Here is a 25,923-nt window from a genome sequence, read left to right on the forward strand (position 1 = left end):
ATGATTGAACATCGCAAAGGCATTACCATCGCCGTCCTGCTGATCATGGCGCCGCCCGCGGTGACACTGATCGCCACCGCCCACCAGATGATCGGCACGGGCGGCGACGGTTTGATCCGCGCGGCTGCGGTGACGGCCGCGGCGCCGCCGGCTCAGGCCCCGGCGGCGCCAGCGGCGGGATCGTCGCCAGCAGCAGCACCTGCCTCGGCTTCGGCGCCCGCGCCTGCTTCGGCGCCTGCATCGGCTTCGGCATCCGCACAAGCACCAGCGGCCGCACTTAAACCGCCTGCCCCCGTGCCGGGCCGCAGCGCGCTGGACTTCAGTGCGTCTCGCCCGGCCTGGGAGGGATTTCTGCGCGGCGCTGATCCCGAAGCCGGCAAGCAACTGGCCGCCAACGGCAAACCCGGCGCGGGCGTGCAAGCCTGTATCGCCTGCCATGGCTCGGCCGGCATCACGCCTACCGGCGGCATCTTCCCGAACCTGGCGGGCTTAAGCAGCGAGTACCTGGCCAAGCAGTTAGCCGATTTTCGCAGCGGCACGCGTGTCCAACCCTTGATGAACACCATTGCACGCGGGCTCACCGAACAGGAAATTGGCCAGGTCGCGGCCTATTACGGCACGTTGGCCGGCCCGCCGATGCACGTGGGCGAATTCGGCGGCGAAGCGGCCCGCAAGCTGGATGTGCAAGGCGATGGCAGCCGCGCGCTACCGGCCTGCGCCAACTGTCACGGGCTGCGTGGCCTGGGCGAAGGACCCTTGTTGCCGCGCCTGGCAGGCCAATCAAAGGAATACTTCACGGACCAGATGAACGCCTTTCGCAATGGCTCGCGCCAGAACGACGACGTGGGCGTCATGCGTGCGTTTTCGCAGCGCCTGACCGACAGCGAAATCGAAGCGCTGGCGCTGTACTACGCCGGCCCGCCTCCGCAGCCGAAGTGATGGGAAGGGTCAGGCGCGCGGGCTGCAAAGCGCCGCATGACCCTTCCCCCTCCCCCCAGAAATTTTTCCTGGTATTTACCCTAGGTGCGCGGTAAACTCCGGGCACTTTCAACCACTTAGAGATCACTGTGGACAACGACGGATGTAGTCGAACACCGACTGCTAGCGCCGCTTGACGCAGGATTCGCGGAAACCCTCTTTCCGCTAAGTCCTGCGAACAGCCAGGACTTGGGTCTTTACCCCTCTCCCCCAAAAGCTTGCCGACGCGATACGCGTGCCTTGTTGCGCGCGCATTCTGCCGGTCAGGCGGCGCATGCCTGTGGACCTTCCACCGTACTCCCCCTTCAAGGAGACGAACATGCGCATCGAGCAATGCTTCCAAGCGCCGGCGGCAACGCCGGTCTATCAATTCACCATCGTCAGCCTCAGCGCCGTGCTGCCCGCACTGCGCAAGCAGTTGTACTTCGAGCTGCAAGCGCTGGACCTTCCGGTGCTGACCGTGCGCGTCTCGCGCGGCGAAGCCGACCAACTGGCCTCAACGGTTGTCACCCTGCGCTGCCCGCCGCACCTGCGCAAGCTGCTCAATGCCGTTGCGCTGCGCCTGGGCCAAAGCCCCGACGTGCGCCGCGTGCAGTGGGAAAGCGACGCGGGCGCCTCAATCGCCGTACTGCCGGCTTGATCACCACACGCTGCAAGGAGACTGTCATGAAAGACCCGTACAAGGTCTTGCTGCTGGCGCGCGTGCTTGCGCTGGTGCTGATCTGGCTGATTGGGCTGGGGCTGGTCGTGGAATCCATCTGGCGGCTGCCGTAGGAAGGGTTGAACCACGAAGGGCCGTACCAAGAACGGCTGAACTAAGAACGGCTGAATCAAGGAAGCCTGAACAAAGCAGGACACAACAATGAAAAACTTCGACAACATCCAATACCTGACGCTGGCCAATACCCTGGTCAGCCTGACGACCGCCTTCGTGCTGGGGGCCATCGTCGGCTTCGAGCGTCAGTTCCGTCAACGTACCGCGGGGCTGCGCACCAATGTGCTGGTGTCCGTGGGCGCGGCCATTTTCGTTGACCTGGCGTTCCGCGTCGCCGGCGATGACGGCGGCGCTCGCGTCATTTCCTACGTGGTGTCTGGCGTCGGCTTCCTGGGCGCGGGCGCCATCATGCGCGAAGGCGGCAGCATACGCGGCTTGAACACCGCGGCGACGTTGTGGGGCTCGGCCGCCATCGGCGCGTGCGCCGGGGCGTCCTTGATGCTGGAAGCCGTGGCGGCCACCGCCTTCGTGCTGGCCGCCAACACCTTGCTGCGCCCCGTGGTCAGCTATGTAAACCGCCAGCCGCTGGATTCGCAAACCTCGGAAGTCACCAATGTGATTCATGTGATTGCGAACGTGGAACACCGCCAAGCTGCCATGACCGTGCTGGAAGACGTGCTGGAAGCCGAGCAGCTGCCGCTGTCGGAATTGAAGATCGATCAGTTCGGCGAGAACGAAGTCGAGATTGAAGCCGCGCTCAGCGAGGCCTCGGTGGATGAGCTGGACCTGGACCGCGTCACCGCCAGCATTGCCGCATCGCCTGCGGTGCGCACGGCGTTCTGGGCCGCGCGCACGGTCTGACGCAAGGGGCGACGCGCCTGCCGAAACGCTCTAGAATGAGCGCCGATCATGCGCAGCCCTGTTCCTTTCCTGCATCGCGGCAACGCCGGCCTGTGGCTGGTGTTGATGCTGTTCGCGTTGAAGGCGATTGTGCCGCAGGGCTTCATGCCCGCCACCCATCAGGGCGGCACGCTGATCCAGCTGTGTTCGGCAGCCGGCCCGATCTGGGTGCAAGGCCCGTCCAAACCAGACACGGCGCCCGACGAACGCCATGCGGCGCAAGCGGCCACCTGCCCCGTGGGCATGGCGCTGGCCGCCGTGGCGCTGCCGTCTACACCCGTTTTGCGCGTGGCGGCGGCCGCCGTCATGGCGCATCCCTGGGCGGCACGCGCGCCGCCCGCACCGGTTCACGTCTCTCTTATTGGGGCGCCGCTGGGCGCGCGCGCCCCGCCCCTGCCCTCGGTATTGCGCTAATTCCGTTGCCGCCTGCGCGCGGCCTGTCATCGCTTACCGAGAGCACTCATGTCTTTTTATCCCGCCGGGACGCGTCGCGTCCTGAAGCGGCGCGTGGCCGTCTGGACCGCGCTCGCCTCTGTTTTTTCCACGCCATCCGCGCTGCTCGCGCAATCGGCGCCCGTCGCCACCCTGCCCGCCATTTCGGTGTCGGGCGATACGCCATCGCCCACCTTGCTTGCGCCCTCGGCCACCGGCACGCTGTTGGGCCTGACGCCGTTCGAAACGCCCGCCAGCATCGAGATCATCAGCAACGAACAGTTGCGTGCGCGCGGCGCCACCACCGTCACCGACGCCATCACACAGGCCGCCGGCATCACCGCCATGCGCCACCCCGGCAACGGCGGGTCATCATTGTCATCGCGCGGGTTTACGGATTCCAACTCGGTCGCTCAGTTGTATGACGGCGTGCGCCAATATGGCGGCGTCGGCCAAACGTTCATGTATGACCCCTGGGCCGTGGACAGCATCGAAGTGCTGCGCGGCCCCGCCTCCGTGCTGTATGGCGAAGGCGCCATCGGCGGCGTCGTGAACGTCATTCCAAAGAAGCCCACGCGCGGCCCCATCGAAAACGAATTCATGACGGCCATTGGCACGCACGACACCCAGCGCTTTGGCTTTGGAAGCGGCGGCGCGCTGGACGACAAGTGGTCATACCGGCTGGACGTCAGCGGCAACCACACCGATTCCGGCATCAGCCTGGGGGATTCGCGCGACGCCGCCCTCACCGCCGCCGTGCGCCTGGACGTGTCGCCCGAGCTGAACTTCACGCTGACGCAGGCCTACGCGTGGCAAGAACCCACCCGCTACTTCGGCACCCCGCTAGTCGACGGCGCCCTGGATTACGGGCTGGCCAAACACAATTACAACGTCGCCGACAGCAAGATCATCTATCGCGACAGCCGCACCGAGCTGAAGGCGGAATGGTCGCCCAACCCCGCGACCCTGGTCAGAAGCCGCGTCTACGCCATCGGCAGCAAGCGCGACTACCGCGACGCTGAAAACTACACATGGCTGCCCAGCGGGCTGATCGAGCGCAGCGGCTACACGGATATCCGACACGACCAGGAACAGGTGGGCACCGTCACCGACGCCGCCTTTGACGGCCATCTGTTCGGCCTGGCGAACAAGGTGGCGGTGGGTTTCGAACTGAACCGCGCCTCGCTCAAGCACACCAACAACTCGCCCTATTCCGGCACGTCGCTGGTGGACCCGTATGACGTCGACCATGGCCGCTTTATCAACGTCGCCGGCACTACGCCGCGGTATCGCAACACCGCCGGCCAGGCCGCCTTCTTTGCCGAAGACCGCTTGATGCTGAACGCGCGCTGGTCGGTGCTGGCCGGGCTGCGGTATGACCACATCGACCTGAAGCGCCGCGACCTTGTTGCCGATGAAACCGCCTTTCGCACCACCTACAACAACGTGGGCTGGCGCGTGGGGACGGTGTACGACGTGCTGCCCACGGTGTCGGTCTATACCCAGTACGCCCAGGCCGCCGACCCCATCGGCAGCTTGCTGCTGCTGTCGCCCGCCAACAAGAACTACGAGCTCTCGCAGGGCAAGCAACTGGAAATTGGCGTGAAGCAAACCTTCTGGGACAACAAGGGCCAATGGACCTTGGCCGCCTATCACATCAAGAAGAGCAACCTGGTCACGCGCGACCCCAACGACCCGTCGCTGCGCATTCAGGTCGGAGAGCAATCGTCGCGCGGGGTGGAGGCCACGCTGGGGGTGGAGCTGACACCGGCCTGGCGCCTGGACTTGAACGCCGTGGCGCTGCGCGCGCGCTATGACGACTTCAACGAATCGGTGGGCGGCGTGTCGGTCTCGCGCAATGGCAATGTGCCGACCGATGTGCCGGAGCGCGTGGCCAATGCCTGGCTCAGCTGGAAGTTCGCGCCGCAATGGACGGCCAGCGCGGGCGTGCGGTACGTGGGCAAGCGCTATGCGGACGCGGCCAACCGGTTGGAAATGGCGGGTTACACCACCACCAACCTGGCGTTGCAATGGGAGCCCCGCCGTGACCTCACCCTGGCGCTGCGCGCCTTCAATGTGTTTGACCGCCAGTACGCGGAAACCGCTTACTACAACCAGACGCAATGGCTGGTGGGTGAAGGCCGGCGCGTGGAGCTCAGCGCGAATTACCGCTTCTAAGTACCGCCAGCACCCCGCCTGACAACAGAAGCAGGTCGGGCCCGGGGCGCTCGTACGTCGGCGCGGGGTGCGGCCTCCCTGGCCGCTCCCGCCGGTACAGCGGGGTGTACAATTCCGCCCGCCGCCTCTGCAACGGAGGTGGCGGACCGGCATCGCGGTCCTCGTGGACCCGGCATGCCGGGTGGCTCGGCCGGGCGCCTATCCCTCGGACAACTCCAAGCGATCTCGGACGCATTCCGAACCCACACATGTCTTTTCTGTCGCAGCTACGCCGCAGCTGGATGTCCAATCCGCGCGGCGACATTCTATCTGGCGTGCTTGTCGCGCTTGCCCTTATCCCTGAAGCCATCGGCTTTTCCATCATCGCCCGCGTCGACCCCAGCGTTGGGCTGTACGCCTCATTTTCCATTGCGTTGATCATCGCCTTCACGGGCGGCCGCCCGGCGATGATCTCGGCGGCGACGGCCGCGGTTGCGGTGCTGGTGGCCCCGCTCGTGCGCGAGCACGGCATCGGCTACCTGTTCGCCGCCACCGTGCTGATGGGCGTGGTGCAGATCGCGGCCGGCTTCCTGCGGCTGGACTTGCTGATGCAATACGTGTCGCGCTCCGTCGTGACGGGCTTTGTCAACGCGCTGGCCATTTTGATCTTCATGGCGCAATTGCCGCAACTGACCGGCGTCACCTGGGTGGCCTACGCCATGATCGCGGCCGCGCTGGCCATCATCTACCTGCTGCCGCGCGTGACGACCGCGGTGCCGTCGCCGCTGGTGGCCATCATCGCCATGACCGCGGTGTCGATCTACGGCGGGCTGGACGTCAACACGGTGGGCGACATGGGCGCGCTGCCGTCGGCCCTGCCCTCGTTCATGATCCCCGACGTGCCGTTCACACTGGACACGCTGCGCATCATCCTGCCCTACTCGGTGACGATGGCGGCCGTGGGCTTGCTGGAATCCATGATGACGGCGCAAATCGTCGATGACATGACCGATACCCCCAGCAATAAACGCCGTGAATGCAAGGGCCAGGGCATCGCCAATATCGTCACGGGTTTTCTGGGCGGCATGGGCGGTTGCGCCATGATCGGGCAGTCGGTGATCAACGTGCGTTCGGGCGGACGCACGCGCTTGTCCACCTTCGTGGCAGGCACGTTCCTGCTGTTCCTGATTGTGGTGCTGGGGCCGCTTGTGGCCCGCATTCCGATGCCGGCGCTGGTGGCGGTGATGATCATGGTGTCGATCGGCACGTTCAACTGGCGCTCGTTTCGCAACCTGCGCTCGCATCCGTGGCAGTCGTCAGTGGTGATGCTGGCGACCGTGCTGGTGGTGCTCTGGACGCACGACCTGGCCCGGGGCGTGTTGACCGGCGTCGTGCTGAGCGGCTTGTTCTTTGCCGGCAAGGTAAAGCGCATGCTGAACGTCACGTCGCACCTGTCGGCAGACGGCGCCACGCGCACGTACCGCTACGCCGGACAGGTGTTCTTCGCATCGGCCAGCCGGTTCGCCGCCAACATCGACTTTCATGAGCCGGTCAACACGGTGGTGATGGATCTGTCGGCGGCGCACTTCTGGGACATCTCCGCCGTGGACGCCCTGGAGAAAACCGTGGCGAAGCTGCGCCGTGCGGGCCGGAACGTGGACGTCATCGGGCTGAACGAGGCCAGCGCGACGCTCATCGGCAAGCATGGCGCGCCGGCTGCGCCGGGCGCGCATTAATACGATGTGGATGCAGGCGGTTCGGCTTCAGGCGGTTGGGCTTCAAGCAGTTCAGCTTCAGGCGATTCGGCTTCAGGCAGTTCTGCTTCAGGCGGCCAGGCGCAGGGCGACTTCTGCCGGGTTCCACTTCTTGCCTGGCACCGCCGCCAGCAAGGCCTGTGTGTAAGGGTGGGCGGGCTGGCGGAATACGTCGGCGCACACGCCAGATTCCACCACGCGGCCGCTTTTCATCACCGCGATGTGGTCGCACACCTGGGCGGCCACGCGCAAATCGTGCGTGATGAAGACGATGGACAAGCCCAACTGGTCGCGCAGCCGCGCCAGCAAGGCCAGCACCTGCGCTTGCACCGATACGTCCAGCGCCGAAACGGGTTCATCCGCAATCAGCACGCGCGGCTGCATCGCCAGCGCGCGCGCCAAGCCCACGCGCTGGCGCTGCCCGCCAGAGAATTCGTGCGGGTAACGGCGAATGGCGTCTGCCGACAATCCCACCAGTTCAAATAATTCGGCCGCGCGCGCCATGGCTTCGCGCCGCGGCGTGCCGTGCACCATCGGGCCTTGCGCCACGATTTCCCCCACGCGCTGACGCGGGTTCAGTGAGCCATACGGGTCCTGGAACACCATCTGTACGCGCCTGGCATGTTCCAGCTTCGCGCTACCGCCCTTGAACACCAACGGTTTGCCCGCCAGCGTGATGGCGCCTGCATCGGGCGGCACCAGGCCCAGCAAGGTGCGCGCCAGCGTGGATTTTCCCGACCCGCTTTCCCCCACAATGCCTAAGGTGCCGCCTTCGTGCAGCGTGATGGACACGCCGTCGACCGCATGCGTGACGCGGCCCGCACGGCCCAGCCAGCCGCGCTTGCGGTAAGTCTTCGACAGCGCGTCGGTGCTGAGAATAACCGGCGCATCGTCAAGGCCGCCCGCTCTTGCCGCGGCCGGTTCCAATGGGGGCACGGCAGCGATCAGCGCGCGGGTGTACGGGTGTCGCGGGTGTTCCAGCACTTGTTCGGCCGCGCCGCTTTCCACCAGCACGCCGCGCTGCATCACGGCGACGCGGTCGGCAATCTCGGCCACCACACCAAAGTCGTGCGTGATGAACAGCACGGCCGTGCCTTTGCGGCGTTGCAGGTCATGGATCAAGTGCAGAATCTGCGCCTGCGTCGTCACGTCCAGCGCGGTCGTGGGTTCATCAGCGATCAGCAGCGCAGGTTCCAGCGCCAGCGCCATTGCGATCATGGCGCGTTGGCGCTGTCCGCCCGACAGTTCGTGCGGGTACGCCTCCAGCGCCTGCGCCGGCTCGGGCAGCCGCACTGACTCCAGCAAGGCCAGCGTACGCGTGCGGATCTCGGCGCGGCCCAGGCGGGTGTGCGTGCGAAAGACCTCGGCAATCTGGTCGCCGATGGTGCGCAGCGGGTTCAGCGCCGTCATCGGTTCTTGGAAGATCATGCCGATGCCCTGGCCGCGCAAACGCCGCAAGGCCTCGGCAGGCAAGCGCAACAGATCTTGTTCGCCCTGCCATAGAATCTGGCCGGCGCTTGCGCGCACGTCTTGGGGCAACAGGCCAAGAATGGCGCCTGCCGTCAGCGATTTTCCTGACCCGCTTTCGCCCACCACGCAGAGAATTTCGCCGGCGTTGATCGTCAGGGATACGTCTTTCAACGCATGCTGGCGGTCGGCGCCCGGCGGCAGGTCCACCGTCAGGTTTTCGATGCGCAGCAAGGCGTGCGACGACGACGGGGACGGCTGGGAGGGGCTACGCATGAGACGGCTCGGCAGTTCGGATAAGACCAGCTGCCGATGATAGGCTTGCGCCTGCCGCCCGAGAAATGCCGATTCCTCATTTGCTCATGCGGCGCGCGCCGCCTGCCGTCCAGATACGGCCCGCGCTGCCCGTCAGGGGCTGAGCATGTCGGAGATAGCGTCGCCCAATTCCTTGACCGCGCCTCCCACACCCTGCGCCGCGCCTTCGGCGCCGACGCCAATCGCGCGGCCGAACCCACGCGCCACTTGCGCGGCGAAGCCCCGCGTGACCGAGAATTTGGGGTTGTCCAGGCTGCCTCGCAGCGCGAACTCGAAGCGCAGCGCGCCGGACTTGTCTTTCATGGCGGCCAGCACGGCTTTGCGCGGCAGGGAAAACAGCGAGCCATCCCCACTGAATTGCAGACCGCGCAAGGCGACGGTGCCTGAGGCGCGCAACTCGCGTTTGGCGATCCTGGTTGTCATGTCCAGATCCATGGCGCCGCCCGTCAGCGTGCCGGCGCCGTTTGCCGACAAGTAAGGCGCGGCATGGCGAATATCCATGTTGCGCACGGCCACCTTCATGTCGGCATCCGTGCTGCCCACGACCAGCCAGCCCTGCGCATGGACCGTGGCTTCGCCGTTGCGGTTGTCTTCCACGACGCCGTTGAATTCCATGTTGCTCTGCGTGCCATCGCCAGGAATGGCGAGCGGGCTCAATCGCGCCTGCACATTTTTGAAGGGAATGCGATGGGGGGGCTTGGCGACCACCGCATCCAGATAGTCCAGACGGCCGTCGCGCAAGATGAGTTCACCCACATGAACCGGCATGGGCCGCCGCGATTTGCCATCGCCGCCATCGCCCGAATGCAGCGCGGTCTGCAACGCCGGCGCGATCTGCATGTCGCCGTCCGCGCCCCGGATCACCGAAAAATTGAAGCCTTCGACGACAACGGTTTTGAACACGGCTTCATGCCGCAAGAAGGCCGACCATTCCGGTTCCAGCACCACGCGTTTTGCGCTTACCGCCGATTGATTCGCCGAACCGGGCACGTTGACCTCTGTCAGCACCACCTGGTGAAACCCCACCTGAATGTCGGCGACCTGGCCGCGCGGGCCCAGCATGCCCGCGATGCGCTGCTCAACGATTCGGGTTGCCGCAAACGCCAACACGGCAGCCAACGCAATCAACACAAGCACCACTACCAGCGTGGTGGTCAAGGCGGATCGCTGGCGTGGCGCAACGGCGTTCGTGCTCATAGAGTTCCTGGATGGACGGGGTTGGACAAGTGCAATGTCAACAGCGCATCGTCAGAGATCGCGCGGTAAGTTTCAATGGCCGAAAAGGATGATGGCAGCTAACCCGTCCGGAATGCAAACCCAAACCCAACGCAAACCCAATGCAAACGGCCCCGTCCGTGCGCGAAGGCGCGGACGGGGCCGTCGGGATGCGCGCTGCCGGTATGCGGACTCAAGGCGCGATCAGGGTGCTAGCGCTGGGTCTTGTTTTGCTGACCCGGATTTTGGCCCGCTTGACCTTGGCCCTTGTCGGCGGTCTGGCCGGCTTGACCGGGCTGCTGGCCCTGCTGGTTACGATCCTTGGGGTTTTCCTGAGCCTGCTGCTTTTGGGGCTGCTTCTGCTGGTCGGGCTGATTCTGGTTGGACATTACAAGTCTCCTAGTAGGCGGAAAGGACTCCGCTGAACCAGGTGTAGCAACTGACGTGCCTAAGCGAGCTCTGAAGGCGGCGGGAGGATAGGGTTTTCAGAGTCCCCGTTTCTTCGGGGTGAGGATTGGGCGAGGATCGGGCGATGAACCAGTGATGAACCGGTGATGGGCCGCTGATGAACCGGTGAGGAGCCGGTGAGGAGCCGGTGATGGGCCGGTGATGGGCCGGTGATGGGCCGCTGCTGGGCCAATGAAGCTTGCGTAGGTGGAGAAAACGTGCAGATGATCCGCAGATGACACCACGCCCCGGCCGGTAAAAATTACCGCCCTGCCGGCCAGCGCCTCAGGACTGCCGCGGGCACTGCCTCGGGACTAATGCAGGACTAATGCAGGACTTACTACACGGCGGACTTCACGGCTTACTGCGTGACCACGCCCTTGGGAATGGCCGGTTCGGATTCGCTGCCGTCAAAGGCTTCGATCCAGGATGAGGCGTAGTTGGCCGAGGCCAACAACGGCTCCACGCCGTCGCGTTGGCTGCGCAGGCGCAGCATCAAAGCGTCCAGCGGCATGGGACGCCCTAACGCATAACCTTGCCCGTAACGGCAGCCCGCCGCCCGCAAGGCCGGCACGTCGGCCACGTTTTCCACGCCTTCGGCAACCACGCGCCAGCCCATGCGGGTGGCTAATTCGGCGGCCGAGCGCAAGACTTCGAACGCCACGGCGCTGCGCCGCATGCGGGTGACGAAATATTGGTCGATCTTTACTTCAGACAGGGGAATAGCCGACAGCAGCTTGAGCGACGCGTGGCCGGTGCCGAAGTCGTCCAGGCTGACCTCGCAGCCCGCGTCTTCCAGCTTCAATAGCGAGGCGCGCAGCAGATCCAATTCTTTGATGGGTTCGTCTTCGGTCAGCTCAACGCGCACCAAGGACGCCGGCAGTTCGGCCGCGCGGATGCGGTCCAGCAGAAAATTCACGGCGCGTTCATCGGACAAGGTGGTGGCGGGCGCGTTGACGGCAATTGGCACGGCCACGCCCGCCCGGCGCATCGTCAGCAATGTGTCGATGACGCGCAGGCAGACGCGCTCGAACAATTGCCTGTCCAGGCCCATACGATTGATGGCGGGAATGAACTCGGCGGGCATGACGAGCCCCAAGCGGGGATGATGCCATCGCGCCAGCGCTTCGGCCGACACGATCTTGCCGGTCAGCAAATCCATCTGCGGCTGCAAGAGCACCCGCAATCCATCCTTACCTGCCACCATGGCCGCGATTTCGTCATCGCTGACCACCGAGCTCGTGGAAGCCTCGTGATTCGGTGTCATGTCTACGCTCCTCGCGCGCCTCTTGAAAATGGCCTGCGCTGTCCGGGCGCAGATAGAGGCACTTCAGGACATGAGTATTCACTTCCGGCTTACCGCAAGCGCGCCGACGAATTTTTCGGCGCGCGGTACCGCTAGTGCTTTTTTATGCCATGTTGCGCAATTGTTCCAGGCAATTTTGCACATATGATGTCGTAAGAACACATAGATGTAACTATTCGTGATTAAAAGGGCTGCACGAGAGCGCGCGATACGCATCCCCCGAACTTTCCGCCCGCTTTCCTCGCGCCCGCTTGTCGACATGGTAGGGTTTGCGTCTTTCGGCCATTGGGCCTAATTGCTGCTTCACATTCCGCGTGACAAATCTGCTTTCCCGTTGGCGCGCATCACTGCGCAACGTCCTCTGGCTTGACGCCCTGCAAGCCGCCGCCATCAGCGCGGCCCCTGTCATTCTTGCCGTGCTGGCGCATGAACCTCGCCTGGGCTGGACCGCCATTGCGGCCTTCTGGGCCTGCTTCGGCGACCCCGGCGGCCCGCTGCGGCAACGTGCAGGCTCCATGCTGGCGTTGGGGGTGATCGGCGCCCTCTTCTGCTTTCTGGCCAGCGCAAGCGCCGGGCATCTGTGGCTGCTGTTGCCGCTGACGTTCATCTGCTGCACGTTTGGCGGACTGCTGCGCGTGCTGGGGCCGGCGGCCGCCATTGTCGGCACGCTGCTGTCGGCCGGCTTCGTCGTCGCCGCCGAATTGCCCGCGCCGACGCTCACAGAAAGCCTGTCGTACACGCTGTTCTTTCTGGCCGGCGCGGTCTGGGCCATTCTGATGACGGCGCTGGTCTGGCGCCGCCGCCCCTGGAAAGACGCCACTCACGCCGTGGCGCATTGCTATCGCGGCCTGGCGGATTTTGCCGACGCTTTGGCGCGCATGTATTCCGGCTTGACGCCCGCCGCCGGGCAGCAAGCCTGGACGGCCGTCACCAAGCCCCAACGCAGCGCCCAGCGCGCGGCGCTGGAAGCCGCCCGCGTCCGTATCCGCGAAGTGCAGGACGCGCGCCCGTCGCGGCGCGCCCGCGCGCATCAGCTGATGTATCTGCTGGACAGCGCGGAAGACAGTTTCATCGCCCTGGTTGCGGCGGCGGACCTGCTGGAATCCAACGCGCCGCGCTGGCTGGGCCGCAGCGCCGGCGCGCACCTGTCCCATGCGTTGCACCGCTACGCCAGCGTGTGCAACGCCATCGCCAGCACGTCGGATGTCAGCGACGCCAAGCAGGCCGAGTGCCTGCGTGAACGGCTGGCCCATTACAGCGCCGGCCTGCACGACCTGCGCGGCGGCGCCATGGCCTATGCGCCCGATCTGGCCACCGTGGTGCCGGTGCTGGACCGCATGCTGCATACCGCGCAATCCGTGATGCAGGCGCTGTTCGACCAGGGCGACGCCCCGGCCGCGCCCGCGCAAGGCCCCGGCATCGGCAGCCGCGCGCGTCAGGCCTGGCGCACGTTGCGGCAAAACCTGGGCGTTGAATCCGATGCGTTCCGCCACGCATTGCGGGTGGGCATCGGCGCGACCATCGCCGTGGCCTTGTCCAAAACGTTCGCCGTCAACCATGGCTATTGGATGTCGTTGACGCTGGTGTTCATCCTGCAACCCTACTTCGCCACCACCTGGCAGCGCACCGTCGAACGCGTGATCGGCAGTGTGGCGGGCGCCATTGGCGCGTCGTTATTGGGCCTGTTGCTAAGCACACCGTTGTCGGTTGCGCTGGCTGTGCTGCCCATCGCGCTAGGCACATTCGCCGCGCGCACCATCCACTACGCCCTGTTCACGTTCTTTCTGACGTCGCAGTTTGTGCTGGTCAGCCATATTCAGCAGCCGGATATCTATGAACCCATGCTGGCTGCGCTGCGTGCGTTCAACAGCGTGCTGGGCGGCATCCTGGCGTTACTGGTGGGCTTTTTGGTTTGGCCGGAAAAAGAACCCCGCCAGCTGGCAGGCGCCCTGACCCGCGCCCTGGAGCGCCACGCCGCCTACGCCTTGGCGCTGATCCGGCAGAAAAGCGGCGAGCCCGACACGCCGGATATCGTCGGCCTGCGACGCCTGGCCTGCCTGTCAGCCGACAACGCCGAGGCGTCGATGCAGCGCTTGCAGCAGAACCCCGTGCACCGCGACCGCAACGTGGACACCGCCGTGAATTTATTGAATGCCATGCGGCGCATCACCGCAGCAGGCACCGTGCTGGAAATCCAGCCGGCGCTGTCGCCCCAAGCACCGGCGGCACAGGCCCTACGCGAATACGGCCTGGTCCTGGCGCATGCGCTGCATCCGCAGGACGGCGCCCAGGACGTGCCGCCGCGGCAACTGGCGGTGCCGCCGGCCATTGCCAGGGCCGACCCGGCGCTGGCCGGACCGCTGGACCGCATTGCGCAGCAGGCGCGCCAGGTGCGGCAACTGCGGGACCGCATCGAAAAAGACCCCGCACGCTAGCCAACCCTGTCCCCCCAAGCCCGGCGATACCTTAGGCGGCTCCCGCCCTATCCTGCGCCAAGGCCGGCACTGCCTTGCGCCAGCCCCGGCTATATCAAGACGGCTTGATGCGCATCAATAGCGGCCTGCCTGATAAGCGCAACCATGCAGAGATGGAACGCTTACTAAGGAGGCCGCCATGTATCGCCGCATTTCCGTCCATCTGGACCACGGATTCGATTGCACCCGCCGCACGGCATTGGCGCTGTCGCTCGCCAAGCGCCACAAGGCCGAGCTCGTCGGCATTTACGCCAGCGCCGCGCCGCCGCAGTATTACTACGGCGAATCGGTACTGATGTCGCGCACGCTAAGCGTGATGAAGGAAATTCAGGCGCAAAACCGGGGCGCGGTTCAGAATGCGTTCCTGGACGCGGCGGCCGCCGCCGATGTGCCGGCGGTGGTGCGCGCCGGAGAGGCCTCGCCCAGCGCCAGCGTGGCGCTCTACGCCCGCACAAGCGACCTTGTCATCGTCAGCCAGTTCAACCCGGACGACGTGGAAGCCGCGCACGAAACCGAATTTGTCGAACAGATGCTGCTGACCGCGGGCCGCCCCGTGATGGTGCTGCCGTCCAGCGGCGAATTTTCCGCCGTGGGCGACCGCGTGCTGGTGTGCTGGGACGGCAGCCGTGAGGCCGCCCGCGCGCTGGCCGACGCCGCGCCCGCGCTGCGTCTGGCGTCGCACCTGGTGATGCTGACCATGGACGAAGGCGGTGCCTCATCAAAAGGCGAAGCCGTGCCGTTTGAAGACCTGGCCACCTATTGCGTCGCCCAGGGCATGCCGGCGCCAAACCACGTGCGCCGCGACATCAAGGGTGTGGGGGTGGGCAGCACCATCCTGAACGCCGCGGCCGACCATAGCGCCGACCTGATCGTGATGGGCGCGTATGGCCACAGCAAGTTCCGCGAATGGGCGATGGGCGGGGCCACCGCCTCGATCCTGAAGAGCATGACCGTGCCGGTCATGTTCTCGCACTAAGCCCCGGATCAGGCGGCTTCGGCCTGCGCGTCCAACACGGGCGTCAGCACGGCCTGGCCGCTGAAATGCGCCGTGGCGTTTTGCAGGAACAACGTCACGGTGGCCTCGACCGCTTCAGGCGAACGGCCGGCGCTATGCGGCGTCAGCACCACGTTCGTCAACGCCTTCAGCGCCTCGGGAACAACGGGTTCGCCATCGACCACATCCAGGCCCGCGCCCGCGATGCGGCCTTCCGCCAACGCGGCGATCAAGGCGTCGGTATCCACGACGCTGCCGCGCGCAATGTTCACCAGGTAGCCGTGGGGGCCCAACGCGTCCAGCACTTCGGCGTTCACCAGATGACGCGTACCCGCGCCGCCGGGCGTGGCCACCACCAGGAAGTCTGACGCCGCCGCAAGATCACGCGGGTTATCGAAATAGGTGTAGCCGGATTCCGGGCGCGCGCGCCGGTTGTAATAGCCGACGCTCATGCCAAAGCCATTGGCGCCGCGCTTGGCAATTTCCAGGCCGATGGTGCCCAGCCCCAGGATGCCCAGCCGTTTTCCGGTGACTTGCGGCCCCATGAACCCGCTCCAGTGGCCCTGACGCACCCAGGCGTCGGCTTGCGGCAAATGGCGTACGGCGCCCAGCAGCAGCGCCATCGCGTGGTCGGCCACCGACACGGCATTGGCCCCGGGGCCATTGGTGACGATGATGCCGCGTGCGGCGGCGGCCGCCAGATCAATGTTCTCGTAGCCCACGCCCAGCGAACAGATCAGCTCAAGCTTGGGCAGCGCCGCGATCTCGTCGGCGCGAAAACCCGTCGCGCCGCGGGTCAGCACAACGCGGATATCGTCCGCGTGTTGCGCAATGGCGTCCGCGCGCGCCTGGGCGGTGGGTGCGTACACGGCTTGGAAGCCACGCGCTTCAATAGCGGGCAGGTAGTCATGCACGCTATCGATCAAAACTAATAGGGGAATGGTCATATTGGCGTAACGGGATGGGCGAAGGTCGGTATCAAGGCGGGAAATCTTACGCCTCGTCCGGCCCCTGCGCTACCCAGAGACGCCACCCGCCGTCCAGCGGGCGACCATTCCCCTATCAACCCAGTTGGCTCGGCGTACTTGCCGCGTGGCAAGCCGCCGTCAGGCAACCGTCAGGCGCTTATATTCGCCCCATCAGCAGCATCACGATCAGCACGATCACGACGATGCCGAGCAAGCCGCTGGGGTAATAGCCCCAGCTTCTGCTGTGCGGCCAAGCGGGCACGGCGCCGATGAGTAGCAGGATCAGAATGATCAGCAGGATGGTCGACATGATGACTCCTCGTCTTGTTTGATTCGATCTTAGTGATTCGATCTTAGTGATTCGATCTTAGTGATTCGATCTTAGTGATACGAACTTACGTACTTCGATCTTGTTGTTTCGTTTTATTCAGCGGCGAGATCCAGCATCACTGGCATCAACGCTTGGGCGGATCGATTTCCTTGATCGGTGGAGACAGCGGCGGCAAATCCACCTCCGGCTCATCGGTATCCGGTTCCACCGGCAAATCACCCGGCGGCGATCCCGGCGGAATCGGATCGGGCTTGGGCGGCACGTGTAGTTGCATCGAGTCTTGCATGGCACTCTCCTTAAAGGGACGTCAGCTGGGACGTCAGCGACCAGACTTCGGGTCTTAGTCTTGCTGCCCGCCCTTTCAGCAAGCGCCGTGCCCAAACTGCGCCGCCATACGGGAAAGCACTTGATGGCACGCCGCTTGCTAAGGGAAAACTTGCCTCACCCGCCGTCCGTGCAGCCGGAGAATGAATGGATACCCGCCTATCGCCCGCCGAGCCGGCCCTGTGCGCCGCCGTCGAATCACCGCTGGTTTATGTGGACGACACGCACCCCGGATACCGGCGCGTGCGCGTCAACGGCAGCACGTTCCACTACGTCGATCAAGACGGCAAACGCTTGAAGGATGAGGCGGAAATCGCCCGCATCCACGCGCTGGTCATTCCGCCTGCCTATGAGGATGTGTGGATCTGCGCCCTGCCCCATGGCCACCTGCAAGCCACGGGCCGCGATGCCCGGGGACGCAAGCAATACCGCTATCACCCCGCCTGGGCCGCGATGCGCGACGCGGGCAAATATCAGAATCTGCTGGCCTTCGGCATGGCGCTGCCGCGCATTCGGCGCCAGGTTGCGCGCGACATGCAGGCGCCCGGCTTGGCGCAAGAGAAAGTCATCGCCACCTTGGTGCGCTTGCTGGAAACCACGCTGATCCGTATTGGCGCACGCGAGTACGCGCGCGAAAACAAATCGTATGGGCTGACGACGCTGACTCGCCGGCACACCACCGTGGCCGGCAGCCAGTTCCGGTTTCGCTTTCAAGGCAAGAGCGGCGTGCCGCATGACGTGACGGTCAGAGACCGCCGCGTCGCGCGCATCATCAAGCGCTGCCTGGAAATTCCCGGGCAGCAGCTATTTCAATATCTGGACGAAGACGGCGGCAAGCACCCCGTGGATTCGGGGGCCGTGAATGCCTATCTGCGCGCGGCGGGCAACGGCGATTTCACCGCCAAGCACTATCGCACCTGGGCCGGTTCGGTCATGGCGTACGCCGCGCTGCAAGCCCGGCCCTATGAGAACGACGCCCAGGCCAAGCAGGCAGTGGTCGACGTGATCAAGGACGTGTCCAAACGTCTGGCCAACACGCCCGCGGTATGCCGGGCCTGCTATGTGCACCCCGCCGTGCTGGACACCTATCTGGCGGGCGACCTGCCGGCCAAAGCCCGCGCCCCGGCCGGGCCGCGCGGACTGGATGCAAGCGAGCGGCGGCTGTTGGCGTTTCTTGAAAAACTGCCAGCCGCCGCCCCGGCCCAATCAGAACAAGGATGAGCGCGCGTTCTTCGCGCGTGGCTGCGGCGCGGCGCCGTCGGCCCAGTTCGATTCGGTCTCGTCGTCCACCACCACCCGCTTGTCGCGCGCGGCTTCGTCGGGTGTCGAGGCGTCTGGTTTAACCGGTTGATTTGGCACGTCGACGGGACCTTGCGGCGGCAGTATCTTAGCGTTGTCCGGTAACGCTTCCGCCTTGCTTGGGGAAGCGGCGGGTTTCGAATCGGATCGGGATGTCATCGGGGTCTCTCCTGCCTGGTTTCGACGGTTCATCCTACGGCTAACGCCCGCGTCTAAGCACGCGCAACAACTTCAAATTGCAAGCGGATGTGGCCGGGCGAGCTCGCACACGCCGTGGCCGGCCACTCTGGGCACTCACAAGGAGATGCAATGCGAGACCCAAACTTCGAGCAATGTGTGCAAGCCTGCTACGAATGCGCGGTGGCATGTGACCAGTGCGCGGCGGCCAGCCTGGAAGTAAATGCAGCTCGTATGAAGCGCTGCATCAGCCTGGCGATTGATTGCGCCAGCGTGTGCCGGCTGTGCGCCGCCATGTTGGCGCGCGACGGGGAATTTTCTACCGCGCTATGTACTTTGTGCGCCTTGGTCTGCGATGCCTGCGCCCGCGCATGCACCCCGCACCAGGACATGGAGCATTGCCAGATTTGCGCCGGGGCCTGCCTGGCGTGCACACTGGCTTGCCAAGACATGCTCGAGGCTTGAGGCCTCGGCACGCCACGCGGCCGCACGGGCCGGATCGCGCTGGCGGACACTGCGCCCGACTGCCAGGAGCTTTCAGATGGCCTCTACGAACACCCCTCTGCCTTCCGATTTTCCCGAGAATGGCCCGGATAATCGTGGGTTGCGCAGGCGCGCACGCCATCCGGAAAGTTGGATCGATGAAATTGAAGCGACCTTGCGTGACGCCGATCCCGGTGATCTTGACGCGCTGAAGGCGCGCCTGGCGGATCAGTTAGCCGCTACGCGAAGCAGCTTGCGCGAGGCCTCTGAAAATGCGGGCGATCTGATGCGAGAAACCATCGACTGCACCGAGGAATACATCCACGCGCGCCCCTGGCAAGCCGTCGGGCTGGTGGCGGGTGCGGCATTCCTGTTCGGCGTGATTGTCGGACGGCAGTAACGCCGCCATCGCGCGCACAAAAAAAGCCGGGGCAATCCCCGGCTTTTTCATGTTGGCCAAGTGCGTCTTACGACTTTTCGACCTTGTCCTTGGCGTCACCGTAAGCGGCCTGCGTCTTGCCAGCCACCTTTTGCGCCGTCCCCTTCAACTCGGTGGACGTGCTGCCGGTGGCCTTGCCGGCGACTTCTTTCGCCTTGCCGACGGCTTCGTTGACTCTGCCCTTCACCTGGTCCTTGTTCATGGCTCTCTCACTTTTCATCGCGTTGATGGTTGGTGGCGCTGTCGCCAGCACCTGCCCTCTTACAGCAAGCCGCGTGCCTAAACGCGCCGCAGCCGGAATGGGGAGGATGGCGGCGTCCCGTCGACGCGCGCCGCACGACCCCGTTTTCACGACATCGTGGAGGTCTCTTCGACCGGGTGCGGCGGCTTGAGCGGGTCAAAGTCTTCCCACTTACCGGCTTGCCAGCGGCCTTGTGCGCGTTCGATGTCGCGCCCGCCCGATTCCCGCAGCACCCGCCGCGCCAGCGCATCCTGGCCCGGGGCCACGTGCAGCGCCAGCATCACGCCTGCCGGACGCACGGCCGGATGCGGTTCTTGCGCGCGCGGGGTGTTGGCGGCCCGGCGCTTGTTGCGGCCGATGATCCATAGCGCACCCGCCAGCGCACCCAGATACGCGCCCACGCCTGCCGCCGCGATGGCGATAAAGATGGATGACGCCAGACGCGACGCGATCAACCCGCCCAAGAGGGCGAACACCAGCCCCATCACCGCCGCGCCCGCCACCGCGCCCACATGCCCGCCCTTGGAGTCCGGGTCTGCAAGGCGGTCACCGCCCAACGGATAGCGGCCATGCTCACCCGCTGAGTTGATATAAAAAGTGTGCACATCGTCTTCGGTAAAGCCTTCCGCAAAGAGCTTCTGCGCGGCCACCGTGGCCTGATCAAAGGTCTGAAACCTTGCAGCAACGATTAATGACATAGCAATCTCCCGGTTTGCCTTCCCGTTTGCCTTCCCATCGGGCCTGTGCGGGACGGGGCAGCAAATGCCATACCTGAAGTGTCATTCCTGAAGTGCCGGACCCGAAGTGCCATCCCTGGAGTGCCAGACCCCAGCGCAGCACGATGAATCCCGCCCAGCGGCACGGCGGTTGCTGGACAAGCGCCAGCAAGGGCCTTCCGCCCTGCCATGCCGCCACACGTACCGGAGACCGCCATGTCGCGCACCCCTTCCCCCGATTTGCCCGAGCTGGATACGAGCGGACGCCCCGATCTCGGCCCTAGCGATTCTTCTGATTCCGCCAGCGATCTACCGCCCGGACTGGCCCACACCGATAGCGATTCCCAAGCCACGGGCGACCGCGAAAGCGTTGACCTTGAACTGCCGGATGACGACGGCCAGGACATTGCCCCAGACCGCGTCACCGGCGAAGACGAAGCCGGCGTCTCGCATTCGCCGCCCAACCCCGTGCGCAATGGCGGCACCGCTGATTAAAAAAATGCCGGGCAAAGCGCCCGGCATTTTTTACTTCCGCATTTTTTACTTCCCCTCGGGGCGCTTGCCCGGGTACTGGCCGCCTTCCTCGTACTCCGCCCCTTGCTGGTTGGGATGTTTGTCGGACGGGCGCTTGGTCGCCGGCGGCTCCTTTCCAAAGCCGGGCTTATCCGCGCCGAACTGGCCGCTGCGATGCGCGGTGTCCGTGTCGTCCGTGGGCGTGTTGGCTTGCGGCTTGGCCGGATCTTGATCCTTGCCGTGCTCATTACGGGTGTGCGGTTCCATCTTTCGTTCTCCTTGTGACGCGATGCCCGGACACTGGCGCAAGCGCCGTGCCTGAGCGGGGCCGGGAACGGCACTTGCTAAGAGCGGTATGAGGTCCGGTTCAACCCGGACCCTTACCCCAAGGAGTTAGTCATGAATCTGTCCAAAACCGTTTGCCCCGCCATCGCCCTCTGTCTGTCCGCCTTGGCGTTCCAAGCCTCCGCGCAAACCACGCAAGGCAGTTCGCCGCCCGTGCGCACGAACGACCAGATCGACAGCCAATACAAGATGGATAAAAAGGCGTGCGACGGCATGAAGGGCAATCAGAAGGACGTTTGCCAACAACAGGCCGAAGCCAATCGCGACAAGGCGAAGGCCGACGCCAAGGCCGGCAAGCAAAAGGCCGAGGCGAACCATGACGCCGCCAAGGTCAAGAACGATGCCGACTACAAGGTTGGCAAGGAAAAATGCGATGCGATGTCCGGCAATGCCAAGGACGCCTGCATGGCTGACCTGAAGACCCGCCACGGCAAGTAATGCGTGAAGAGGCGGCGGACATTGTCCGCCGCCTTCTTTCTTATTGACCGCTTGCTTTATTGGCCGCTTGCTTTATTGGCCGCCTGTTTTGTTGGCAGCCTCGTTTATTGGCAGCCTCATTTATTGGCAGCCTCATTTATTGGCAGCCTGGTTCGTCGCCCGCCTCGTTAAGCCGTAGACAAAGCCAAAGCGGTCACAGCCAACGCGCTATGCCGCATTGCGCGAATTGCGCGCGCCGCCGCCAGCGTCTTCGCCGGGCAGCACATAACCGGCCGCCGCATACTCTTCCAGACGGTTGTAAAGCGTCTTCGGACTGATGCCCAGCATCAACGCCGCTTGCTTCTTCACGCCATTGCAGCGTTCCAGCGTAGCCAGGATCAAGCGCCGATCCGCTTCGGCCAGCGTTTCGCCCACAGGCACGCTCACCTGCGCACTTTCGGCATCGCCGCCAGGCGACACGTGTGGCGCCAACATGTCCGCATCCAGCACGTCGCCGTCAGCCAGGATGAAGGCCCGGCGCACAAAATTCTTCAGTTCGCGCACGTTGCCCGGCCACTCGTATTGCTTGAGCAACTCGGCGGCTTGCGGCGAAAAGTCCTTGTTCTTGCCGGACTCCTGGTTTTGCGACTGCAAGAAGCGCCGCGCCAGGAACAGGATGTCGTCTCCGCGCTCGCGCAGAGGCGGCAACTCAATCGGAAACACGCTCAGCCGGTAATACAAGTCTTCGCGCAGCTTGCCCTCCTGCACGGCTTGTTCAGGATTGCGGTTGGTCGCGGCGATGATCCGGATGTCGCAACTGATTTCGCGGTTGGTGCCCACCCGCATGAACTTCCCTGTCTCAAGCACGCGCAGCAACTTCACCTGCAAGTCCAGCGGCATTTCAGTCACTTCGTCCAGGAACAAGGTGCCGCCGTCCGCCCGTTCGAAATAGCCTTTGTGCTGTCGATCGGCGCCGGTAAAGCTGCCGCGTTCATGGCCGAACATTTCGCTTTCGATCAGGTTCGGCGAGATCGCGCCGCAGTTGACGGCGATGAACGGCCGTTGGCGCCGCGTGCTCAATTCGTGGACCGCGTGGGCGGCCAGCTCTTTGCCGGTGCCGCTTTCGCCGATCAGCAAGGTCGTGACATTGGTGGGCGCGACCCGGCCCAATTGCCGGTACAGCTCCAGCATGCGCTCGGATTTGCCGAACAACTTGCCAAAGCGTCCCGGCTCTTCAAACGGCATGCCGGGCAAATCACCGCCCGCATTGGCGGCAACGCGGGTCAGGATGTCGTTCAGCCGTTCCATGCAAATGGGTTTGACCAGGAAATCGCTGGCGCCCAGGCGCAAGGCCTGCACCGCGTAATCCACCGAGCCGTGACCCGTCATCACCACGACTTCAGCGCTGGCGATGGCTACGTTCTTGAAAATATCCATGCCGTTGCCGCCCGGCAGGCGCACATCGGTCAGGACCAGATCCGGCGCTTGCCGCTCGAGCTGAATCAGCGCGTCTTTGACGCTGCCCGCGAGGGCAACCGAAAAGCCGCTGTCGCGGCCCATCTCGGCCAGTGTTTCCCGTATCGCATCATCGTCATCGACGATTAGCAGGTGTGGCATAGGTTCTCCGTATTGCCGTGCGCGGCTCGACGCGAGCGCGCGCGCGTTTGCATGGTCTTCAGAATAGTCACTCTGAGAGCGAGAGGCGTAAATTTTCGATACTGTCCACTAAAGTTTTCGAATACTTGCAACTGGTCGCAATCGGCGCAGCAGCACGCTACTACCATGGAAACATCGCGAGCAGGCCCAGGGGGCCGAGGTATAAGCATGGCTAATCGCACTACCAACGCGGGGCGAGCGGATGCGGTTGCATCCCGACCGACCGGTATGGACGTGACAGGATTATCCCCTGTCATGCAAAAATTGGGGGCCCAGTTGCAGCTGGCCGCCTCCACCGACGCCAGCGTCTTCATTGTTGGAGAAAGCGGCGCGGGCAAAGAAATCGTCGCGCGCGCGATCCACGACGCCAGTGATCGGCGCGATCAGCCTTTTGTTGCCGTCAACTGCGGCGCCATCAGCGGCACGCTCGCCCACGCCGAACTCTTCGGCCATGAGAAAGGCAGTTTCACCGGCGCCGTGTCGCAAAACGCAGGCTACTTCGAATACGCCAGCGGCGGCACCCTCTTCCTGGATGAAGTCACCGAAATGCCGCCCGACATGCAGGTGCATTTCTTGCGCGTGCTTGAAGCCGGGACCTATCAACGCGTGGGCGGATCGGATCTGCTGCGCGCCAACGTGCGCATCATCAGCGCCAGCAACCGTGACCCCGCCGCGTCGGTGGCGGAAGGCCGCTTGCGCCAGGATTTCCTGCATCGGCTGCTGGTGGTGCCGCTGCGCGTGCCGCCGCTGCGTGAACGCGGCGGCGATGCGGTGATACTGGCGAACCGGTTCCTGGATACCTTGAACGCCCAGCACGGCACGCAAAAAACGTTTTCCAAGGCCATGCTGGACGCTATCTCGCAACACGACTGGCCGGGCAATGTGCGCGAGCTGCGCAACGTAGTGCAGCGCGCCTTCATCTTGTCAGACGCGCAACTCGAGGCCCCGCTGCTGGCCCGCGCGCCCGCCCACTCGCGCGCGGAAGTTCGCGACGGCGCGTTGAGTTTCCCGGTGGGCATGCCGCTGGGCCGGGCGCAGCGCGCCTTCATCCTGGCGACGCTCGCGCATCACGACGGCGACAAGCGCTTGGCGGCCGACACCTTGGGCGTCAGCCTGAAGACCTTGTACAACCGCCTGGACGTGTACGAAAAAGAAGGCGCAGCGGGACACTGAGCAGTTCTTACCGCCCGCTTGTAATACGTCGCCTTTTCCGCGCGCCTGGCGCGCGAATTCCGCCCGGCGGCGCAGTTGGCACAGTTCTTGCATGAGTATCAGGATGCGCCGCCTTCCGGCGGTATCCATCCAGGAGACTCGATTGGGCCACCCTACGCAAGAATTGCGCCTGCGCCAGCAGATGACGTTGGCACCCCGCTTGCAACAGTCCGTCAAGCTGCTGCAAATGTCAGCGCTTGAATTTACGACTGCGGTGGAACATGCGCTTGCCACCAACCCATTTCTTGAGGACAGCGACGAGGCCGACGGTGATCAGCCGTCCATCGGCGCGATTGCCTTGAATGGCAGCCACGGCGGCGGCGAAACGGAACCTGCCGCCGAACCGGTGAGCCCGTCGGTGGCAGACGCCGATGACAGCCCGCCCGACGCGCCCGCCTATTCGGGCGACTACCCCACGCAATCTTCCAGCGGCGGCGACACCAAGGACATGGGCCAATGGGTCAGCGCATCGGTGTCGATGCGCGAACGCTTGTCCGCAGACTTGGGCAACTATCATCTGCAACCGCGCGACCGCCTGCTTGCCGAGTTCATCATCGATGCGTTGGACGACGACGGCTATCTGCGCGTGCCGCTCACCAGCCTGTGCAGCACCGAGCGCGCCGAGTTCAGCCCCCCGCCCGACGAAGGCGAATGGCTGGCGGCGCTGCGTCTGGTGCAGCAGCTGGATGCGCCCGGCCTGGCCGCGCGTGACCTGGCCGAATGCCTGTCGCTGCAACTTGCGACCGTTCGCGCCGTCGACGCGTCGATTCGAGACTTGGCCTTGCGCATCGTGAATGAGCATCTGGACCGGCTGGGCAAAAATGACTGCGTAGGCTTGCGCCGCCTGCTGGGCTGTTCCGACGACGACTTGCGCGACGCGTGCGCATTGATTCGCAGCCTGGACCCGAAGCCGGGTTCGCGCTATAGCGTGGACGAGCCCGTCTACGTGGTGCCGGATGTGTTCGTGGACAAATGGCAAGGACGATGGCGCGTCATGCCCAACCGCAACGCCATGCCGCATGCGCGGCTGCACCGCACGTACGCCGACTTGTTCCGCCGTGCCCGGCTGGACGACCGCAGCCCCATGGCGCAGGAATTGCAGGAAGCGCGCTGGCTGGTGCGCAATGTCGAACAGCGCTACACCACGATCCAACGCGTGGCCGAGGCTATCGTCAAACGGCAGCAAACCTTTTTTGAATACGGCGAAGTTGCGCTGCGCCCGCTGATGCTGCGCGAAGTGGCTGATGACTTGAACATGCACGAATCCACGGTGTCGCGCGCCACGGTAGGCAAGTACATGGTGACGCCGCGTGGCGTCTTCGAATTCCGCCACTTCTTCTCGCGCGAGCTGGCGACGGAATCGGGCGGCTCTTGCTCCGCAGCCGCGGTGCGTGCGCTGATCAAGGAAATGGTGGATGCGGAAGATCCGTCGATGCCGTTGTCGGACGTGGCGCTGACGCAGCAGTTGGCGGCAAGCGGCATCCTGCTGGCGCGGCGCACGGTATCGAAATACCGCGGCCAGCTGCGCGTGCCGCCGGCGGAGTTGCGCAGGCAGCACTAAGAACCCGCAGTCGCAACGTCGGTTGCCGCAGTCTGTGTACGTAGGACCTGAAGACCTGGCAACCCTGGCCCGGTCAAAAAAAAGGCT

At 64.6% G+C, this 25,923-nt stretch carries 26 protein-coding genes and 1 other annotated feature; of the genes, 14 read left to right on the forward strand and 12 right to left on the reverse strand.

Going from position 1 to position 25,923, the window contains the following annotated elements; all coding sequences use genetic code 11:
• The 6 genes from ACFZAI_RS28545 (at position 1) to ACFZAI_RS28570 (ending at position 6,918) form a co-directional block, all read left to right on the forward strand.
• On the forward strand, positions 1-939 hold the full coding sequence (locus ACFZAI_RS28545) for a c-type cytochrome (protein WP_391570235.1): 939 nt from the start codon (positions 1-3) through the stop codon (positions 937-939).
• 358 nt (positions 940-1,297) lie between these two features.
• A complete protein-coding gene (locus ACFZAI_RS28550) occupies positions 1,298-1,618 on the forward strand; it encodes a hypothetical protein (RefSeq protein WP_391570237.1) in 321 nt (106 codons plus the stop codon).
• A gap of 222 nt (positions 1,619-1,840) precedes the next feature.
• A complete protein-coding gene (locus ACFZAI_RS28555) occupies positions 1,841-2,554 on the forward strand; it encodes an MgtC/SapB family protein (RefSeq protein ID WP_054422153.1) in 714 nt (237 codons plus the stop codon).
• A gap of 48 nt (positions 2,555-2,602) precedes the next feature.
• The gene (locus ACFZAI_RS28560) at positions 2,603-3,007 is read left to right on the forward strand and encodes a DUF2946 family protein (RefSeq protein ID WP_391570238.1); all 405 of its coding nucleotides are present in this window, start codon (positions 2,603-2,605) and stop codon (positions 3,005-3,007) included.
• 48 nt (positions 3,008-3,055) lie between these two features.
• Positions 3,056-5,203: a TonB-dependent receptor gene (locus tag ACFZAI_RS28565; RefSeq protein ID WP_391570239.1), complete on the forward strand. Its 2,148-nt coding sequence runs from the start codon at positions 3,056-3,058 to the stop codon at positions 5,201-5,203.
• 162 nt (positions 5,204-5,365) lie between these two features.
• Positions 5,366-5,418: a sequence feature (sul1 is cis-regulatory element that is thought to sense ions involved in sulfur or methionine metabolism; They are found in Alphaproteobacteria), on the forward strand.
• Between the two features lie 33 nt (positions 5,419-5,451).
• Positions 5,452-6,918, forward strand: coding sequence for a SulP family inorganic anion transporter (locus tag ACFZAI_RS28570; protein ID WP_391570241.1), 1,467 nt, complete (start codon positions 5,452-5,454; stop codon positions 6,916-6,918).
• Between the two features lie 87 nt (positions 6,919-7,005).
• Here ACFZAI_RS28570 and ACFZAI_RS28575 read toward each other — a convergent pair whose 3' ends face one another.
• The 4 genes from ACFZAI_RS28575 to ACFZAI_RS28590 all read right to left on the reverse strand — a co-directional run bounded on the left by ACFZAI_RS28575 (position 7,006) and on the right by ACFZAI_RS28590 (position 11,647).
• Positions 7,006-8,679 carry an ABC transporter ATP-binding protein gene (locus tag ACFZAI_RS28575; RefSeq protein WP_391570242.1) on the reverse strand — a complete coding sequence of 558 codons (1,674 nt, stop codon included), beginning with the start codon at positions 8,677-8,679 and terminating at the stop codon, positions 7,006-7,008.
• Positions 8,680-8,811: 132 nt separating this feature from the next.
• Complete coding sequence (locus tag ACFZAI_RS28580) at positions 8,812-9,915, reverse strand: DUF748 domain-containing protein (protein ID WP_391570244.1); 1,104 nt, start codon at positions 9,913-9,915, stop codon at positions 8,812-8,814.
• Positions 9,916-10,145: 230 nt separating this feature from the next.
• The gene (locus ACFZAI_RS28585; RefSeq protein ID WP_391570246.1) at positions 10,146-10,322 is read right to left on the reverse strand and encodes a hypothetical protein; all 177 of its coding nucleotides are present in this window, start codon (positions 10,320-10,322) and stop codon (positions 10,146-10,148) included.
• A 419-nt stretch (positions 10,323-10,741) separates the two neighbouring features.
• Complete coding sequence (locus ACFZAI_RS28590; RefSeq protein ID WP_391570248.1) at positions 10,742-11,647, reverse strand: EAL domain-containing protein; 906 nt, start codon at positions 11,645-11,647, stop codon at positions 10,742-10,744.
• A 353-nt stretch (positions 11,648-12,000) separates the two neighbouring features.
• On the opposite strand from ACFZAI_RS28590, the gene ACFZAI_RS28595 reads away from it, so the two are divergent.
• Together ACFZAI_RS28595 and ACFZAI_RS28600 are read left to right on the forward strand one after the other, a co-directional pair.
• Positions 12,001-14,121, forward strand: coding sequence for an FUSC family protein (locus tag ACFZAI_RS28595; protein WP_391570250.1), 2,121 nt, complete (start codon positions 12,001-12,003; stop codon positions 14,119-14,121).
• 178 nt (positions 14,122-14,299) lie between these two features.
• Positions 14,300-15,136, forward strand: a complete 837-nt coding sequence (locus ACFZAI_RS28600) for a universal stress protein (RefSeq protein WP_391570251.1) — start codon at positions 14,300-14,302, stop codon at positions 15,134-15,136.
• Between the two features lie 8 nt (positions 15,137-15,144).
• Here the strand turns inward: ACFZAI_RS28600 and ACFZAI_RS28605 are convergent, their stop codons facing one another.
• The 3 genes from ACFZAI_RS28605 to ACFZAI_RS28615 form a co-directional block, all read right to left on the reverse strand.
• Positions 15,145-16,101 carry a 2-hydroxyacid dehydrogenase gene (locus ACFZAI_RS28605; RefSeq protein ID WP_391570252.1) on the reverse strand — a complete coding sequence of 319 codons (957 nt, stop codon included), beginning with the start codon at positions 16,099-16,101 and terminating at the stop codon, positions 15,145-15,147.
• Between the two features lie 178 nt (positions 16,102-16,279).
• On the reverse strand, positions 16,280-16,432 hold the full coding sequence (locus tag ACFZAI_RS28610) for a DUF3309 domain-containing protein (protein WP_006219570.1): 153 nt from the start codon (positions 16,430-16,432) through the stop codon (positions 16,280-16,282).
• Positions 16,433-16,577: 145 nt separating this feature from the next.
• On the reverse strand, positions 16,578-16,739 hold the full coding sequence (locus ACFZAI_RS28615) for a hypothetical protein (RefSeq protein WP_391570254.1): 162 nt from the start codon (positions 16,737-16,739) through the stop codon (positions 16,578-16,580).
• A gap of 185 nt (positions 16,740-16,924) precedes the next feature.
• On the opposite strand from ACFZAI_RS28615, the gene ACFZAI_RS28620 reads away from it, so the two are divergent.
• Positions 16,925-17,998, forward strand: a complete 1,074-nt coding sequence (locus ACFZAI_RS28620) for a DNA topoisomerase IB (protein ID WP_391570255.1) — start codon at positions 16,925-16,927, stop codon at positions 17,996-17,998.
• Here ACFZAI_RS28620 and ACFZAI_RS28625 read toward each other — a convergent pair.
• Positions 17,984-18,235 carry a hypothetical protein gene (locus tag ACFZAI_RS28625; RefSeq protein ID WP_391570257.1) on the reverse strand — a complete coding sequence of 84 codons (252 nt, stop codon included), beginning with the start codon at positions 18,233-18,235 and terminating at the stop codon, positions 17,984-17,986. The two genes, ACFZAI_RS28620 and ACFZAI_RS28625, sit on opposite strands and share 15 nt — an antisense overlap.
• Positions 18,236-18,794: 559 nt before the next feature.
• Here ACFZAI_RS28625 and ACFZAI_RS28630 point away from each other — a divergent pair.
• Positions 18,795-19,136, forward strand: a complete 342-nt coding sequence (locus ACFZAI_RS28630; protein ID WP_054422141.1) for a YqjD family protein — start codon at positions 18,795-18,797, stop codon at positions 19,134-19,136.
• Positions 19,137-19,203: 67 nt separating this feature from the next.
• Here ACFZAI_RS28630 and ACFZAI_RS28635 read toward each other — a convergent pair whose 3' ends face one another.
• Both ACFZAI_RS28635 and ACFZAI_RS28640 read right to left on the reverse strand, forming a co-directional pair.
• Positions 19,204-19,377: a CsbD family protein gene (locus ACFZAI_RS28635; RefSeq protein WP_054422140.1), complete on the reverse strand. Its 174-nt coding sequence runs from the start codon at positions 19,375-19,377 to the stop codon at positions 19,204-19,206.
• A 146-nt stretch (positions 19,378-19,523) separates the two neighbouring features.
• Positions 19,524-20,114, reverse strand: coding sequence for a hypothetical protein (locus tag ACFZAI_RS28640; RefSeq protein ID WP_391570258.1), 591 nt, complete (start codon positions 20,112-20,114; stop codon positions 19,524-19,526).
• Positions 20,115-20,348: 234 nt separating this feature from the next.
• On the opposite strand from ACFZAI_RS28640, the gene ACFZAI_RS28645 reads away from it, so the two are divergent.
• Positions 20,349-20,627 (forward strand): hypothetical protein, encoded by a 279-nt coding sequence (locus ACFZAI_RS28645; RefSeq protein ID WP_391570259.1) that lies wholly within the window; start codon positions 20,349-20,351, stop codon positions 20,625-20,627.
• Positions 20,628-20,672: 45 nt separating this feature from the next.
• On the opposite strand, the gene ACFZAI_RS28650 is transcribed toward ACFZAI_RS28645, so the two are convergent.
• On the reverse strand, positions 20,673-20,912 hold the full coding sequence (locus ACFZAI_RS28650) for a hypothetical protein (protein WP_391570260.1): 240 nt from the start codon (positions 20,910-20,912) through the stop codon (positions 20,673-20,675).
• A 132-nt stretch (positions 20,913-21,044) separates the two neighbouring features.
• Here ACFZAI_RS28650 and ACFZAI_RS28655 point away from each other — a divergent pair, with 132 nt between their 5' ends.
• Complete coding sequence (locus tag ACFZAI_RS28655) at positions 21,045-21,428, forward strand: hypothetical protein (RefSeq protein WP_391570261.1); 384 nt, start codon at positions 21,045-21,047, stop codon at positions 21,426-21,428.
• Positions 21,429-21,635: 207 nt separating this feature from the next.
• On the opposite strand, the gene ACFZAI_RS28660 is transcribed toward ACFZAI_RS28655, so the two are convergent.
• A complete protein-coding gene (locus ACFZAI_RS28660; protein ID WP_391570262.1) occupies positions 21,636-23,024 on the reverse strand; it encodes a sigma-54-dependent transcriptional regulator in 1,389 nt (462 codons plus the stop codon).
• A 267-nt stretch (positions 23,025-23,291) separates the two neighbouring features.
• On the opposite strand from ACFZAI_RS28660, the gene ACFZAI_RS28665 reads away from it, so the two are divergent.
• Together ACFZAI_RS28665 and ACFZAI_RS28670 are read left to right on the forward strand one after the other, a co-directional pair.
• The gene (locus tag ACFZAI_RS28665; protein ID WP_391570290.1) at positions 23,292-24,236 is read left to right on the forward strand and encodes a sigma-54 interaction domain-containing protein; all 945 of its coding nucleotides are present in this window, start codon (positions 23,292-23,294) and stop codon (positions 24,234-24,236) included.
• Between the two features lie 103 nt (positions 24,237-24,339).
• The gene (locus ACFZAI_RS28670) at positions 24,340-25,836 is read left to right on the forward strand and encodes an RNA polymerase factor sigma-54 (RefSeq protein WP_391570264.1); all 1,497 of its coding nucleotides are present in this window, start codon (positions 24,340-24,342) and stop codon (positions 25,834-25,836) included.
• Positions 25,837-25,923: the final 87 nt, after the last annotated feature.

Origin of the sequence: Achromobacter sp. NPDC008082 (genome assembly GCF_042957345.1) — a bacterium.
Lineage (GTDB): Bacteria > Pseudomonadota > Gammaproteobacteria > Burkholderiales > Burkholderiaceae_B > Achromobacter > Achromobacter kerstersii_A.

Bases quoted from the DNA above. Each gene is read 5' to 3' on its own strand.
- ACFZAI_RS28545 (WP_391570235.1), top strand. From the start codon at position 1: ATGATTGAACATCGCAAAGGCATTACCATCGCCGTCCTGCTGATCATG.
- ACFZAI_RS28550 (WP_391570237.1), top strand. From the start codon at position 1,298: ATGCGCATCGAGCAATGCTTCCAAGCGCCGGCGGCAACGCCGGTCTAT.
- ACFZAI_RS28555 (WP_054422153.1), top strand. From the start codon at position 1,841: ATGAAAAACTTCGACAACATCCAATACCTGACGCTGGCCAATACCCTG.
- ACFZAI_RS28560 (WP_391570238.1), top strand. From the start codon at position 2,603: ATGCGCAGCCCTGTTCCTTTCCTGCATCGCGGCAACGCCGGCCTGTGG.
- ACFZAI_RS28565 (WP_391570239.1), top strand. From the start codon at position 3,056: ATGTCTTTTTATCCCGCCGGGACGCGTCGCGTCCTGAAGCGGCGCGTG.
- ACFZAI_RS28570 (WP_391570241.1), top strand. From the start codon at position 5,452: ATGTCTTTTCTGTCGCAGCTACGCCGCAGCTGGATGTCCAATCCGCGC.
- ACFZAI_RS28575 (WP_391570242.1), bottom strand. From the start codon at position 8,679: ATGCGTAGCCCCTCCCAGCCGTCCCCGTCGTCGTCGCACGCCTTGCTG.
- ACFZAI_RS28580 (WP_391570244.1), bottom strand. From the start codon at position 9,915: ATGAGCACGAACGCCGTTGCGCCACGCCAGCGATCCGCCTTGACCACC.
- ACFZAI_RS28585 (WP_391570246.1), bottom strand. From the start codon at position 10,322: ATGTCCAACCAGAATCAGCCCGACCAGCAGAAGCAGCCCCAAAAGCAG.
- ACFZAI_RS28590 (WP_391570248.1), bottom strand. From the start codon at position 11,647: ATGACACCGAATCACGAGGCTTCCACGAGCTCGGTGGTCAGCGATGAC.
- ACFZAI_RS28600 (WP_391570251.1), top strand. From the start codon at position 14,300: ATGTATCGCCGCATTTCCGTCCATCTGGACCACGGATTCGATTGCACC.
- ACFZAI_RS28605 (WP_391570252.1), bottom strand. From the start codon at position 16,101: ATGACCATTCCCCTATTAGTTTTGATCGATAGCGTGCATGACTACCTG.
- ACFZAI_RS28610 (WP_006219570.1), bottom strand. From the start codon at position 16,432: ATGTCGACCATCCTGCTGATCATTCTGATCCTGCTACTCATCGGCGCC.
- ACFZAI_RS28615 (WP_391570254.1), bottom strand. From the start codon at position 16,739: ATGCAAGACTCGATGCAACTACACGTGCCGCCCAAGCCCGATCCGATT.
- ACFZAI_RS28620 (WP_391570255.1), top strand. From the start codon at position 16,925: ATGGATACCCGCCTATCGCCCGCCGAGCCGGCCCTGTGCGCCGCCGTC.
- ACFZAI_RS28625 (WP_391570257.1), bottom strand. From the start codon at position 18,235: ATGACATCCCGATCCGATTCGAAACCCGCCGCTTCCCCAAGCAAGGCG.
- ACFZAI_RS28630 (WP_054422141.1), top strand. From the start codon at position 18,795: ATGGCCTCTACGAACACCCCTCTGCCTTCCGATTTTCCCGAGAATGGC.
- ACFZAI_RS28635 (WP_054422140.1), bottom strand. From the start codon at position 19,377: ATGAACAAGGACCAGGTGAAGGGCAGAGTCAACGAAGCCGTCGGCAAG.
- ACFZAI_RS28640 (WP_391570258.1), bottom strand. From the start codon at position 20,114: ATGTCATTAATCGTTGCTGCAAGGTTTCAGACCTTTGATCAGGCCACG.
- ACFZAI_RS28645 (WP_391570259.1), top strand. From the start codon at position 20,349: ATGTCGCGCACCCCTTCCCCCGATTTGCCCGAGCTGGATACGAGCGGA.
- ACFZAI_RS28650 (WP_391570260.1), bottom strand. From the start codon at position 20,912: ATGGAACCGCACACCCGTAATGAGCACGGCAAGGATCAAGATCCGGCC.
- ACFZAI_RS28655 (WP_391570261.1), top strand. From the start codon at position 21,045: ATGAATCTGTCCAAAACCGTTTGCCCCGCCATCGCCCTCTGTCTGTCC.
- ACFZAI_RS28660 (WP_391570262.1), bottom strand. From the start codon at position 23,024: ATGCCACACCTGCTAATCGTCGATGACGATGATGCGATACGGGAAACA.
- ACFZAI_RS28665 (WP_391570290.1), top strand. From the start codon at position 23,292: ATGGACGTGACAGGATTATCCCCTGTCATGCAAAAATTGGGGGCCCAG.
- ACFZAI_RS28670 (WP_391570264.1), top strand. From the start codon at position 24,340: ATGCGCCGCCTTCCGGCGGTATCCATCCAGGAGACTCGATTGGGCCAC.